Annotated in this window: 9 protein-coding genes; 4 read left to right on the forward strand and 5 right to left on the reverse strand. The window is 32.2% G+C overall.

What is annotated here, in order from left to right; all coding sequences use genetic code 11:
- The first annotated feature begins 231 nt into the window (after positions 1–231).
- The 3 genes from H0V01_15265 (at position 232) to H0V01_15275 (ending at position 7,150) form a co-directional block, all read left to right on the forward strand.
- A complete protein-coding gene (locus tag H0V01_15265; protein ID MBA2584731.1) occupies positions 232–567 on the forward strand; it encodes a DUF4859 domain-containing protein in 336 nt (111 codons plus the stop codon).
- A gap of 20 nt (positions 568–587) precedes the next feature.
- Positions 588–6,689: a hypothetical protein gene (locus tag H0V01_15270; protein ID MBA2584732.1), complete on the forward strand. Its 6,102-nt coding sequence runs from the start codon at positions 588–590 to the stop codon at positions 6,687–6,689.
- 236 nt (positions 6,690–6,925) lie between these two features.
- Positions 6,926–7,150, forward strand: a complete 225-nt coding sequence (locus H0V01_15275; protein MBA2584733.1) for a hypothetical protein — start codon at positions 6,926–6,928, stop codon at positions 7,148–7,150.
- A 42-nt stretch (positions 7,151–7,192) separates the two neighbouring features.
- Here the strand turns inward: H0V01_15275 and H0V01_15280 are convergent, their stop codons facing one another.
- Positions 7,193–8,179, reverse strand: coding sequence for a dipeptide epimerase (locus H0V01_15280; GenBank protein MBA2584734.1), 987 nt, complete (start codon positions 8,177–8,179; stop codon positions 7,193–7,195).
- A gap of 84 nt (positions 8,180–8,263) precedes the next feature.
- Here H0V01_15280 and H0V01_15285 point away from each other — a divergent pair, with 84 nt between their 5' ends.
- Complete coding sequence (locus H0V01_15285; GenBank protein ID MBA2584735.1) at positions 8,264–8,806, forward strand: hypothetical protein; 543 nt, start codon at positions 8,264–8,266, stop codon at positions 8,804–8,806.
- A 411-nt stretch (positions 8,807–9,217) separates the two neighbouring features.
- Here the strand turns inward: H0V01_15285 and H0V01_15290 are convergent, their stop codons facing one another.
- The 4 genes from H0V01_15290 to H0V01_15305 form a co-directional block, all read right to left on the reverse strand.
- Entirely contained in the window at positions 9,218–9,727 is a 510-nt protein-coding gene (locus H0V01_15290) for a ferritin (protein MBA2584736.1), read from the reverse strand.
- 10 nt (positions 9,728–9,737) lie between these two features.
- Positions 9,738–10,568, reverse strand: a complete 831-nt coding sequence (locus tag H0V01_15295; protein ID MBA2584737.1) for a universal stress protein — start codon at positions 10,566–10,568, stop codon at positions 9,738–9,740.
- 92 nt (positions 10,569–10,660) lie between these two features.
- Entirely contained in the window at positions 10,661–13,888 is a 3,228-nt protein-coding gene (locus H0V01_15300; GenBank protein MBA2584738.1) for a SpoIIE family protein phosphatase, read from the reverse strand.
- Positions 13,889–13,915: 27 nt separating this feature from the next.
- Positions 13,916–15,304, reverse strand: a complete 1,389-nt coding sequence (locus tag H0V01_15305; protein ID MBA2584739.1) for a hypothetical protein — start codon at positions 15,302–15,304, stop codon at positions 13,916–13,918.
- Position 15,305: the final 1 nt, after the last annotated feature.

The raw sequence follows: 15,305 nt of genomic DNA on the forward strand, positions 1-15,305 counted from the left end.
AATGAATATAACCTGGCTATACCATATGACTCTAAAAAACAAATTATACACATATGAAATAGCCATGCACGAACCGTTCACAAACGCTAATGAATATAACCTGGCTATACCATATGACTATTAAAAAACAAATTATATACATATGAAATAGCCATGCACAAACCATGCACAAACAGCAATGAATATAACCTGGCTATACCATATGACTATTAAAAAACAAATTATATACATATGAAACACACACTACTTCTTATTATGTTAATGACTGCAACATTAACCTTAAGTGCCCAAAAAATATTTAAGGTAAAATATGAGTCTCAAGCAGATTTAAAAGTATTTATAGTTAATTATGAATCACAGGCAGACTTGTTAGTATATATGGTGAATTATGAATCACAGGCAAATAAAGACGGGCTTTGGTTTTCTGCAAAGTATGAATCTCAGGCAGATAAAAAAGTGTATTTTGTAGACTATGAATCTCAAGCTGACTTAAAAATATACTTTGTAAATTATGAATCGCAGGCTGGTTGGAAAAATAAATCCAAACAACATTTGCTAAAATTCTAATACTCATTAATACTTAAATTATGAGATTAAGACTAAAAACAACAACGGTTGTTTTGATTTTATTTGCAGTTGTTTCTGCATTGAGCTTCAATTCCTTTCACAATTCTGAAAACATAATTTATCCCAAATGGAATAATTATGAGGAGCTTTGGTTAAACGTTGATTCCTTGCGCAAAAAAGGAATGAACAATACGGCTTTACAAGTAACAGACGAAATTTATGCGCGAGCAAAAAACGAAAAAAACGCTCCTCAAATAATAAAAGCACTTTTACACAGGGCAAGCATCTCCTCATTATTTGAAGAAGAAGCAGATGAAAAATCAATTGCTTTTATTCTAAATGAATTAAAAGAAATAAATGGTCCTGCAAAACCAATTCTTCATTCCATACTTGCTGAAATGTACTGGAAATATTACCAAAACAACAGGTATCGATTTTTAGACCGCTCACATATTGCAGATGCTGAAAATTCTGATTTGCGTACCTGGGATTTAATAAAAATACATCAGGTTGCAGTGATGCATTATGAAAAATCACTACTAAATGCAGATACCTTAAAACGAACACAATTAAATATTTTTGATCCTATCATTATTAATGGTGATACTTTAGCAAAAAAACTCAGGCCTACTCTTTATGATTTTCTTGCCCATCGCGCCATTGATTTTTACTCTCATGAGGAAACTGATCTTGCACTTCCTGCCTGGCATTTCCAAATTAATGATTCTGCAGCATTTCTTCCTTATAAATATTTTATTGATCATAAATTTCAAATAAAGGATACAGGTTCTGTAAAATTAAAAGCCTTGATTCTTCTTCAAAATGTTTTGGATTTCCATAAGAATGATTCCGTTCCAAATGCATTGATAGACGCAGATATTAAACGGCTAAAGTTTTCTCAGAGCAATGCAAATTTAGTAGAAAAAGACAGTCTTTATCTTGAAGGATTAAACAATCTCTATTTAAAATTTTCTAATTATTCTGCCTCGTCTGAAATTACTTATGAAATTGCTTATTATCATTTTTTTAAAGGGAATACTTATGAACCTTTTACAAATCCAAGTTTCCAATTCAATAAACAGAAAGCTATAGAATTATGTGAAAAAGAAATTAAAAAATTTCCTTCTTCTTTTGGTGCAAAAAAATGCAGCAATTTGAAAACAATAATAAAAGAAAAATCCCTCTCAGTAACCCTGGAAAAGACAGTTGCAGTTAACAGTCAATTTCCTGCATTATTAACATTCAAAAATATTGATACAGTATATGTTAAAATAGTATCTGTATTAAATGAAAATAATATAAGAAGAAACTATAATTATAATGATGGAAACATAGTAAAGGAAATGTTAAAACAAAAAGTTGTTGAACAATTCTCTATTCAGCCTCCACAGGATCAGGATTACCAACAGCATTCCCTGGAAATGGCAATGCCCAAATTAAATTCTGGACAGTTTTGTGTTTTGGTTTCTAACAATAAGGATTTCAATTTTGATAAACATATTGTAGCCTACTCCTTTTTGTGGGTAACAGACATAAGCCATATGGAAAGGAAAACAAGTGAGGGTGGCTATGATGTTTTTGTGATGAATAGAAATTCAGGCAATCCAATAAAAGGAGCGGTAGTAAAATCATGGATAGAAAAATATGATTACAAAACCCGTAAATATGAACTGGAAGAATCAGGAAAATTTTTGACGGACGAGAAAGGATTTATTCATATCCCAATCTCCAAAGAGCATAGGAACTTTTATCTGGAAATAATAAAAGACAAGGATAAAATTTTTAATGATCAGGGAATCTATCAATACCGTTCTTCAATAATTGATGTTCCAACAAAACTCAAAACATGGTTCTTCACCGACAGATCAATTTATCGTCCGGGACAAACAGTTTTTTTTAAAGGAATTTTAATTGAAACGAAGGGAGATTCTAATCACATAAAAACAAATCACCCAACCGTGGTAACTCTTTATGATGTAAATTATCAAAAAGTTTCCGATTTAAAATTAGTTACAAATGAATATGGTTCATTCAGTGGAAGTTTTACACTTCCATCAGCAGGTTTAACAGGAAATATGCACATTAAGAATGAGAGCGGATCTTTTCATTTTTCTGTTGAAGAATATAAACGGCCAAAATTCGAAGTGACTTTCCTTCCCATAAAAGGCGCCTATAAGCCAGGAGATAAGATAAAGGCCAACGCGGTTGCAAAAGCATATTCTGGTGCTGCAATTGATGGCGCAGAAGCAAAATACAGAGTGATTAGAAATGCCGTTTTCCCTAAATGGTGGTATCAACGCGAAGCTTTTTCTACAGATAGGCAAGTGGAAATTACTCAGGGAATTGTTCAAACAAATCGACAAGGAGAATTTGAGATCGAATTTATAGCAGTTCCAGGAGATGCACATTTCTCTGAAACCAGACCTTTGTTTTATACTTATACAATTTTTGTTGATGTAACCGACATTAGTGGAGAAACAAGAGGCGCTGAAAAAACAATTCCTGTTGGATATACTTCATTAATTCTTGATGCAACAGTTTCAACCCTTGTTGACAAAAACCATCCTGTTGCATTTATTTTTAAAACTACAAACCTGGAGGGACAGCCACAGGCAGCTAAAGTAAGCATTGAAATAAGCAGGCTCGAAAATCAAGAAAGGGTTTTAAAAGAAAGATTGTGGAAACGTCCAGATAAATTTTTACTTTCTAAAAAAGAATTTATAGCAATTTTTCCAAATGATGAATACAATAATGAAAATGATTTAGAGCAAAGGAAAATAGATGAAATGGTTCATAAATCAACATTATATACATTAAAAGAAAAAGAATTAAAATTAAACCAAATCAAGGAATGGAAGTCAGGAACATATTTAATTGAGGCTTTAGTTACAGATGATTCAGGAAATGAAATAAAAGAAAAATATTTTTTCACACTATTTTCAAAACTTGATAAATCACCTCCATTCAACAGTCCATTCTTTTTTCAAGCTTTAACAAACAAAGTTGAACCCGGAGATAAGGCCTCGTTTTTAATTGGGAGTAAACAACAAATAACAATGCTTTTTGAAATTGAACATAAAAATAAAATTGTTAAAAGGGAATGGCATACATTAAATAACGAACAAAAAATTATTGAAATCCCTATAGAAGAAAAACACCGTGGTAATTTCACGATTCATGTAGTTGCCATAAAAAACAACAGGGGATATTCTTTTGCGCATACAATCTTTGTTCCTTATACCAACAAGGAACTTCAAATGGAATTTGAAACATTCAGAGACAAGCTCCAACCTGGGCAAAAGGAAGAATGGAAAATTAAAATCAAAGGGAAAACTGGTGATAAAATTGCTGCAGAAATGGTAGCTTCTTTATACGATGCTTCTCTTGATGCGTTTAAACCTCATCAATGGAATTTTAATATTTACCCTGGTTATTTTCCAACTCTTGGCTGGCAAAAAAGCCTTTCTTTTGGAATTGTTTCTACTTCTTCCTATTCCCATAAATATGAATTCCCTGAACAAATTTATAGAAAATATGACGAGTTAAATTGGTTTGATAACAATGAAAGCACAAGATATTCAAACAAACAAATTCTAATGTCTCAAGGCTTAAACATGAATACACTTTCAAAAGATGGAGATGGAATTGAAATTGCAGAACAATCACAAACCTATTCTAAAAAAAACGCATCAGACAAAGAAATGAACAATCCGCCTGCTGGAAACAAATCGAAAACTTCGGAAGAAAAAAGCGGAACAGAAAAATTAGCTGCGGATAAAGAATTCAAAACACGAAGCAATTTTAATGAAACAGCATTTTTCTTTCCGCATTTAACTACTGATGAAAATGGAACTGTAATAGTAAATTTTATACTTCCTGAATCAATTACAAAATGGAAATTTTTAGGCTTTACCCATACTTTGGATTTAAGATTCGCACAAATCGAAAAAGAATTTGTTGCCCAAAAAGAATTAATGATTTCTCCTGTTGTTCCACGTTTTTTAAGGGAAGGGGACGAAATGCTTCTTTCTGCTTCTGTTGTAAATATTACTGATAAGGAAAAAAAAGGAAAAGCCAAATTAGAATTGCTGCATCCTGTAAGCAGGAAAATTATTTCGGATTTCAAAAACGAAAACCCGGAAATTGATTTTATGGTTTCTGCCACATCTAGCACAAATGTTAAATGGAAAATAAATATTCCACAAGGCTTTCAGACAGTACTTATAAGAATAACCGCAAAAGCAGGAAATTATACTGATGGTGAAGAAATTATAATTCCTGTTTTACCAAATAAAATTTTAGTCACCGAATCCTTACCACTTTTTGTGAGAGGTAAACAGTCCAAGGATTTTAGTTTTGAAAAACTGCTTAATCAAAAATCACCTACATTAAAAAATCACCGGCTTACTCTTGAATTTACTTCAAACCCGGTATGGTATGCCGTGCAGGCTCTTCCCTACTTAATGGAGTTTCCATTCGAATGCTCAGAACAAATTTTTGGCAGGTATTATTCCAATGCCATTGCAGCACATATTGCAAATTCAAATCCTAAAATTAAAGCGGTATTTGAACAATGGAAAAATTACAATCATGATGTCCATTTATCTGCATTGGAAAAAAATTCAGAATTAAAAAACATTTTACTTGAAGAAACTCCATGGGTTCTTGAATCAAACAACGAACAAGAAAGAAAAAAAAGAATAGGTCTACTTTTTGATCTTAATAAAATGGCGAACGAACGAACAAGAGCAGAACTGCAATTAATTAAAATGCAAACTCCAAACGGTGGATTTCCATGGTTTCCAGGAATGAAAGATGATCGATATTTAACCCAATATATAACTTCAGGTTATGGAAGATTACATAATCTTGGAATAAAAAATTCATCTGAAAATAAAACACTAAATAATGCAATTGAGAAAGCCATAGAATATCTTGACGAAAGAATAAATGAGGATTACGAGAAATTATTCATAAACAAAACAGATACTTCTAAAAAACAAATTACTGCTTTACAAATACATTATTTTTATGCACGCAGTTTTTATTCGGATTATCCACATAAGGCAAAAAACAAAAAGGCATATACTTATTTTTACAAACAAATGAAAAAACACTTGGCCACCGAAAGCCTTTATTTACAAGCCATGTGTGCACTAAGCATTTCCAGATTGGGAGAAAATAATTTATCAATTCAAATTGTAAAATCAATAAAAGACAATGCAATATTTAATGAAGAAATGGGAATGTATTGGAAAGATAATATTCCAGGATTTAATTGGCACCAGGCACCCATTGAAACACAAGCATTGTTTATAGAAGCTTTTGGTGAAATAACAAAAGATAAAAACGCAGTTGACGAAATGCAAATATGGTTACTAAAACAAAAGCAAACGCAGAATTGGAATACAACCAAAGCTACTGCAGAGGCCTGTTATGCGCTTTTGTTGCAAGGAAATAATCTAATAGAAAAAGATCCGGAAATAAAAATTTCATTAGGCATTCACAGTTTTAATTCCAGTGAAATAAACAATAAAGAAACTGGAACAGGTTATTTTAAAAAATCATGGAATGATGATGAGATAACTAAAGACTTGGGAAAAATAAATGTAAATAAAAAGAGCGATGGAATTTCATGGGGAGCAGTTTACTGGCAATATTTTGAACAACTTGATAAAATTAAGCCGCATAAAACACCCTTAAAAATAAATAAAAAACTATTCCTTGAAACGCCTACAAGTAGCGGTATGCAAATAACACCCATAATTGAAAATACAAATTTAAAACCTGGAGATAGAATAATTGTAAGGATTGAATTAAGTGTTGATAGAGCAATGGAATATGTGCATCTAAAGGATTTACGAGCCTCAACCCTGGAGCCTGAAAATGTCTTATCTCAATATAAATTCAGAGATGGTTTGGGGTATTATGAATCTACAAGAGATGCATCAACAAATTTCTTTTTTTCCCATTTACCAAAAGGAACTTTTATTTTTGAATACCCTTTGCGTATAACTCATTTTGGGAATTTTTCCGCAGGAATAGCAACAGTACAATGCATGTATGCGCCTGAATTCACAAGTCATTCAGAAGGGGTAAAATTAATTATAAAAGAAAAATAATTTTTCAGAATTTTATTTTAATAAAATAATTTTCAGAAAAACAAAAAAATATTATTCGATATTTTTGTTATAAAAACCTCCTGTACTGTATGGTTTTACAGTTGTTTTAGAGACATTGCATGGGGTATAACAAAGTGATTGTCAACAAATAAATGTTGAAAAAATAAACTACAAAAAGTAAAAAGCATGAATCCTTTTCACGTTATTCGTTGTATAAAAACAAAAAACAAAAAACCATGGCAAAAAAAGTAGCCCCAAAAAAAGCAGCTCCTAAGGCAGCAGCTAAGCCTGCAGCAAAAAAAGCAGCTCCTAAAGCAGCAGCTAAACCTGCAGCTAAAAAAGCAGCTCCTAAAAAAGCAGCGGCAAAACCTGCAGCTAAAAAATCAGCTCCTAAAAAAGTTGCTGCAAAAAAATCAGCTCCTAAAAAGCCAGCTGCAAAAAAAGTGGTTAAGAAAAAGTAATTTTGAAACTTCAGAATTTAAACCCGGGATTGGTTTTATTATTTATAATTTTTCGATCCCAATTCCGGGTTTATTTTTTTTGGGAATAATACATCCATTTGCAATTTTTATTCCTTCAAAAAGATCATTGGTAATCAAATATGAACTATCCAAATCTGCCCAATCTGCAAGTGTTGAGATATGACTTGCGGCAGCTATTCCACAGGAAGTCTCTGTCATAGATCCTATTATTATTTTCATTTGTTTTTCCCTTCCAAGTTCAATCATTTTTAAGGCTTCATTCAATCCTGTACATTTCATTAATTTAATATTAATGCCATGGTAGATTCCATCTGCATTATTTATATCGTTAATGCGTTGTACAGCCTCATCTGCAATTATTGGAACAGAACTTCTATCCGCTAACCATCTTGTTTCTTTTATCATTTCTTTTGGCAATGGCTGCTCAATATATGTGCAATTGTAATCCTCAAGCATTTTCACAAAATCAAGTGCTGAATATTTGTTTTTCCATCCTTGATTAACATCTACTGCAAATGGTTTATCAGTGTTTTTTATTACTGTTTCAATTATTTCTTTGTCGTAATTACTTCCTAATTTTATTTTAAAAAAATTGAAATCCTTCGCTTCCGCAATTTTATTTTTTGTTTTTTCAAGAGAATCTATTCCAATAGTATAGGACGAAACGGGATATTCATTATTGGGAAGATTTAAAAATTCGGAGCAGTTTTTTTTTAGCAGTTTTCCTTTTAAATCATGAAGTGCAATATCAATGGATGCTTTAGCTGCAGTATTACCAGGATCTAATTTATCTATGTAAATAATGAAATCAGCAATATTTAACGGATCAATTAAGTTAGAAAAATTGATTTTTTTCAAAAAATCAATTACGCTTTTTTGCGTTTCACCTAGGTAAGGAGGTAAACTTGCTTCACCAAAACCTATTAAACCATTATGCTCTATTTCAGTAAGTATAATTGGTGTTGAAGTCCTTGAACCCATTGAAAGGGTAAAAGGATACTTAAGCATTAAGGTATATGAATAAAAGTTCAGTTTCAATTGCAAAAAAAAATGATTAAGGTTACATTTGCTTATATTTAAAAAACTAAAAATATGAAAAACTATTGGAAAACTCTTGTTTTACCTATTCTGTTAGGTATTGCGAGTTGCACTGGTGATAACAGTACAACAACTAACAATTCAGAACATGAAGTGCAAGCAGGATGGCTTGCCCTGGATTTAGCAATGCCTGGAATGCATTATGCACTTCCTATGCTTATTAATATTCCAGATGAGAATACAGCAAAAGGAAAATCAGAAATTATGGAAGGTCCTTCTGGAGGCACTCAAATTTTGGCAGGCTCTGAATTCAACCTTGAAATAATTGCTTCCCCAATGACAATGGCTGAAAAAAAAGAAGACATTGAAAGAAATCCAATTTTTAAAATTACTTATTTAACTGACGAACCTAATGTGATTTTTTATAAAGCAGAAATTACAGATACCGAAATTGTTCAATACCATTTTTATTTGATAAAAGAAATCGAAAATGCAAATTATGGAATTGAAAATATTAAAAATGAAGATTTTTCTGAAACAGGAATCCAACGGATGATTGATGCTTCAAAAAGTTTAAGGCTAAAAGAAAAAGTTTAAAAAAGGCGTTGTAAAAGAATAATCTAAAAAAGATTATTCTTTTACAATTATAAATTAAGGGTTAAAACAAAAGAAAAAACAGTCTTCCTGCCTGCAATTATTCTTTTTAAGCGATGTTTGTTTTCCTTTGCATGTTCTTTTCATCGAAAGAATAAAAACACAGCATGTAAATAAAAAAAAGAGTCCGTATTTATTATGAGGCCACTGAAAAAACTAACCCCGAAGGGATGATACAATTATAGATTAATATTTTTAATTCCGTCCAACCCCGGAGGGGAGAAATTATTGATTGTTTATTTTTATGCCACCCCTTCGGTTTTTTGGTTTTAATTGTTGTTTTTTTCTGTAATCCTGTCACCCCTTCGGGCTTAGCTTTTTCAGTGGCCTCTATTTATTATACAGCCTCTTTTTTTAAACTTTTCCTACCGGAGAGCCGGTAAGTGTATCCAAATCTCTATCGAATAGGTAAAGACCACCCTTATCGTTTCCAATTAATTTTAGTTTATCAAGAATGTTTTTGGCAAGAGCCTCTTCTTCTATTTGTTCAGCCACATACCATTGCAGGAAATTTTGAGTGGTATAATCTTTTTCTGAAAGACAAGCCTCAACTAATTTGTTAATTTCTGTTGAAACAACTATTTCATGTGCATGCACCATTTCAAAAACCTTAGGAAGTGATTCGAACTCCCTTGGTGGTTCTTCTAGTGAAGGAATAATTGCTTTTCCTCCTCTTTCGTTAATATACTTAACAAGCTTTAGCATATGTAAGCGCTCCTCATCGGATTGTCTGTATAAAAAATTGGATACTCCATTCAATCCATTGTTTTCTGCCCAAGAGGCCATGGAAAGATAATACTGGGAAGAATATCCTTCCAGCTCAACCTGTTCGTTCAATTTTTTTTCAATTGTGGAAATCAGCATAATTTAAAATTTAAGAGTTGTAATTATGTAATACTAAAAGCGGTTTGTCAGTCTGAAAAACCATTGTCTTGGTCATACTTGTATGAAATATAGTTTCAAAAAGAGTGTATTTTTTGGCAAGCATAACAGTCCAATCAGGCTTATTACTCTCAACCAACTCTCTTATTCCTTCTATAATGTCACCTTTTACTGCAAAATATATTTCTGTTTTAACATTGTTGAAATATTCGGAAAGCTTTAATTGAACTTGTGATTTTTCAATTACTTCTTGTTCAAATTCAGGAATAACAGAATATATTTGCAATTCAGCATTAAAAATTTTGATTAATTGGGATAAGAAGCGTAAATCTTTTGCATTCTTAATTTCTTTTAAATCATAAGCAAATCCAATTTTACGGGGAGTTGTATACCTGGCATTTGAAGGCACTGCTAAAACAGGGCAGGCAACATTCTTAACCACACTGGCTGTGTTTGAACCAATAATGGTTTCCAATACTCCACTTGCTCCTTTAGTGCCCATTACAATCAAATCAATGTCCTCGTCCTTGATTAATTCAGCGCATACACTTACTACATCTCCAATTCTGCTTTTTGTTTCACAATTGATATCTGCAAAACGTGGATTTTTCTTAATTCTTTCTAAGGTTTGTTTCAATCCTGCCTCTGAGTCTTCTTTGAGAATGCCCATTACAGATACCATTATATCTGCCCTGTTATAGGGCATATGGTAAGCATTCAGCAAAATTATTTTTGCGGAGTTTAACTTTGCAAGTTCAAGAGCATATTCTAAAGCATTATTTGCATCGCTTGAGAAATCTGTCGGAAATAATATGTTTTTCATAAAATAGAATATTTATTCCTAAATATACTGTTCTTTCCCTGAAGTAAAAAACAAAAGTATTAATTTAATACGAGGTAAAAATTGGTTTTTAATTAAATTCTCACACCTATTACAAGAATATCATCTACCTGTTCTAATTTTCCTCGCCAGTTGTTGAAGGTTTCCTCTAGCCTTTGCTTTTGATTTACCATTGGTAAATCTTTAATTTCATATAAAAAGGATTTAAAGCGTTGGCTCATGAATTTTTTTCCTGAATCACCTCCAAATTGATCAGCAAAACCATCTGAAAATAAATAAAGGCTATCTCCTTTTACACCTTTAAAATAATGGTTGTTGTAATTTGTGTTTTCCATATCAGCAACACCTCCAATAGAAAAGCGATCGCCTTTAATCTCTAAAAACTCATTTCCAAAAAAGCAATACAGCGGCCTTAGAGCACCTGCAAAGGTAAGTTCAAGAGTATTTATATCAAAGCTGATAATACTCATGTCCATTCCGTCAATTGACTCTCTGTTCAAAAGGTCTTTATTTAAGGCCTTCAACACTTTTTTATGCAATTCCAAAAGTATTGCTGATGGATCAGTTATACCCATCTCATTCACTATCTGATTCAGAAAACTTGAACCAATCATAGACATAAATGCCCCTGGAACACCATGTCCAGTACAATCCACTGAACTTATAATTATTTTATCATTCCTTTCGGTAAAAAAATAAAAATCACCGCTTACAATGTCTTTGGGTTGAAATAATATAAAGGAATCAGGAAGTGCTTTGTTGATTTTTTTAAGATCAGGCAAAATGGCATCCTGAATGCGTTTGGCATAATTTATACTATCCGTAACTTCTTTGTTTTTTCTTGCAAGTTCCTTGTTTTTATCAGCTAGTTCAACCGTTCGTTCCGATACCTTTTGTTCAAGCTCTTTTTTGGCCTTACTTAAACTTCTTATCCTTAATTTAACAAAACCATATAACAATCCAATTGAACAAAATAGAACAATTCCTTTAAACCAGAGCGTACTCCAAAATGGTGGAACAATTGAAAAGCGGTATGTTTCAGCTTCAATATTCCAGATATTATCATTGTTTGATGCTTTTACCATAAAAGTATAATTACCATGGGGTAAATTTGAATACACAGCTTCTCCTGATTTTGTTATGGGTGACCACTCCTCATCAAAACCCTCCAGTTTGTATTGATAGTTAACCTTTTCAGGACTTGTAAGACTTATTCCTGAAAAACAGAAAGTAATGTGGTTTTGATCGTAATTAAATTTTGAATCAACAGGAAAATGGGCCTCTTTTTGAAATATTTTAATTCCATTTATCCTTGTAAGGGGTTCAATCATGTTGGTTTTATCTTCTGATGGATTGAATTTCACTACTCCCATAATAGTTCCAAACCAGATATTTCCTTGAGAATCGCGGCAAATGGCATTGGCATTTGTTTCCACTCCTGAAAAACCATCAGCCTTACCGTAATGGGTAAACAATGAATTCACAACATCATATTTTTCTATCCCGTTACTTGTTCCTATCCAAATATTACCCGAATTATCTGAAATAAGTGAATAGGGCGATTCGGATTTTAATCCCTCTTTAATGGTAAAGTTTTTAAATACATTCCCATCGAATTTATACAAGCCTCCACCATATGCTCCAAACCAAATATTTCCAGCTTTATCCTCATTCATGCAAAGAATAAATTTATGGTTTATACCACTTTTCTCATTAAAAACCTGAAACTTGTTTCCATCATACATAGTTAGATAACCACCAAGAGCACCAAACCATAAATTCCCTTTGCTATCCTTGAAAATGCGATAAATACTATTTACGCTTAATCCATTTTCTGAATTAAAAACCAAAAATTCAGAAGTAGTGGGATTGTATTTTACTGCTCCTTCTTTTGTTCCAAACCATATGTTTCCTTCATTATCATCGCAAATGGCAAATACTGTGGATGAGGAAGGCAGCTCCATTGAGGAAAAAGCCTGAGGCTTCCCTGTTAAGGTGTCAATTCTATAAACTCCTGCATTCGCAGTACCAATCCAAATAATTCCCTTTTTATCCTCAAACAGAGATAGAACAGCATTGTTTAAAAATTCATCTGAAAAATAATTTTTAATTGAAAAATCATTTGATATTCTATCTGAATTGCCAGTAGTATTCGCAGTGTAATTTATTACTGAAATTCCATGGTTAGTGCCTAACCATAAACTTCCTTTGCTATCCTCGATAACTGACCATATTAAATTGTTTGCAATACCATCAGCAATGTCAAAGGTTTGAAATCTTTCACCCCGGTATTGATTTAAACCCAAATCTGTACCTATCCAAATGTTGTTTTCTCTATCCTGCACTATGCAATTAGCATTGTAATAATTCAGTCCCTGCCTAGTAGTGAAATGCTTTATTTTTCCATCCTTTGAAATTTTTGTAACACCACCTCCTTTTGTTCCAACCCATTTATTAGAATCTTTATCTGTATCAATAAAGGTGATTTTAGGTGAAAGAAGTTCTTCATTGATTTGCCCTTTAAGGGATGGATTTCCATTTGTCAACAATTCATCTGTAGAAACAATTAAAACCCCAATGTCTTCTGTTCCTACCCAAATTTCATTTTCGGATCCCTGTGCAAAAGTTTTTATTTTTGAAACATTTAAACCATTTAATTCATTTAGTGTTAATACAGATGCTTTGGTAATTTCAACTCCTTTTGGAACTATTGTAATTCCTTTATCTGAACCAATCCATAAGTTCTGTTTATTGTCAAATATTAAACATGAAATATTCTCGGATAAAAGGCCATTGGATTTTGAATAAGAAATTGCTTGAAAATCAGACGGATTTATTCTTAGAATTCCTTTGCCTTGCGTCCCAATCCATATAATTCCATTGGCATCCTCCACAATTGCTTTTACGGATTTAAAAGCTGTTTTTTCTTCCATTTCCAGGTTTTTAAACTTGTTGCTTTTTAAATCATAAACAGAAACTCCGCCTCCCCAATGTCCGAACCAAATATTACCTGATTTAGTTTTACATGCCGAAACAACCCAGTCCTCGGCAAGCCCGTCTTTCTTTTTATAGGTGACGAATGACTTTCCGTTAAATTTTGAAACTCCACCCATTGTTCCTACCCATAAATTTCCTTCACCGTCCTGAAGTAATGTCTGTACTTGGGATTGAGTTAATCCCTGTTCAACCCCTAAATGAATAAAACTTGTTGTTTGAGCAGAAATGTTTGCTGCGAACACAAGTAAATAGAAAAAGACACTTTTTGCTAGTCCGGAAAGCAGAATTTTCTTCAAATTTTTCATGTGAAAGAAGGTTTTTAACAAACCATTTTATTGTTTTAATTTTTTTATTTCGTCCTGATATGTTTTAAAATCAATCGATAAATCATTTTTGTAATAACTTTCGCTACCCCAGAAATAAACCACTTTTTTTAAAATTATTTTTTTTTCCCGGGTATGAGAACTGCATACATAATTTGTTTTTAGGAAACCTGATTCGGTAAATTCATTAAATAGTGCCATTGGCTTTTCCTTTTTTCTGATTTCAGATAGAGTAATTACTTTTTGATTTTTTTCAACCACAGCAACTGTTTCAATTAAGGTACTTAGCTGGCTCATTTTTACTGCTTTGTTTTCCTGATATTTTACATGGTATACATGCATTTCTTCAAGTAATGGTGAACTGAAAAATTTTAATTCATCCTCTTTTTTTATGCGCTCAGAAATTGCATTGTTTTCTGTAATTGATTTTAATTTTTGAAATTCTGTTTCATTTAACATTCGCTCATTTTCAGCAGAAGCTTTTAGCAATTCCGATTCATATGAAGCTTTTACCGATTGATTTTTTTTAAATTCAACTTCTCTTTCCTTTTTTTCCTTGGCTATTCTTAAATCTTCATCTTCAGGATTAATATTTTCCTGTTTTAATTTTTCTTTTGGTGCTCCTTTTTGATTTGCAGTATTGTTATTAACACTTGTTTCTATTTGCTTTTGTTGGTCCTCTCTTAATTTGGCTTTTCTTAATTCCTCTTCCAGTCTTTTTTCCTCTTCCACTTTCCTTTCATTTTCTTCCTGTTTTATTCTTGAAAGGTTTTCTTTTTGTGTTCTATCTGCATCCATTTTTGCATCTGCGATTGCCTTTTTCTTTTTTTCGGAATCAGCAATATCTTCATCTTTTTTTGCCGAATCAGAAAGTGGTTTTGCACCTTGATTTTTTAATTTCTGGGCATCATTTATTGCTTTTTCCCATTTTGCTTTTATCGAATTAAAATAGATATGATCGTGATCAAAGCGGTTTTCTTTGGGTATGAATTTTATCGTAGCAAGGGGTTCCTTTAAAAAGGACACATCAACTCCTTCAAACCTTTCTACAATACTTACGGGGAAAGTAAATTCACCACCTATAAATTGATTGGGTTTTTGTGGAGGTAGTTTAGTAGAAATTCCAATTTTAACAGTTACATGATCAGGCTTTGAAACTTCTACTATATATTCACGGTTAATTTCCGTTAAAAGAAAGTTGAATTTTCCATTGGAAGTGGTAATAATGGATTTTTCAAGTTTTCCGTCTTTCAGTAGTTTTACCAGAGCGCCTTCGCATTTTTGCTCATACCTTATAACAGTTCCTTTTATTTCTATTTCCAGTTCAACTTGTGAAAAAACCTGAGTAACGTGTAAAAACAAATAGAGAACCAGTAGGAGAAAAAAACATCTTTTCATT

It is taken from the genome of Bacteroidota bacterium (genome assembly GCA_013696965.1).
Taxonomy (GTDB): domain Bacteria; phylum Bacteroidota; class Bacteroidia; order JACCXN01; family JACCXN01; genus JACCXN01.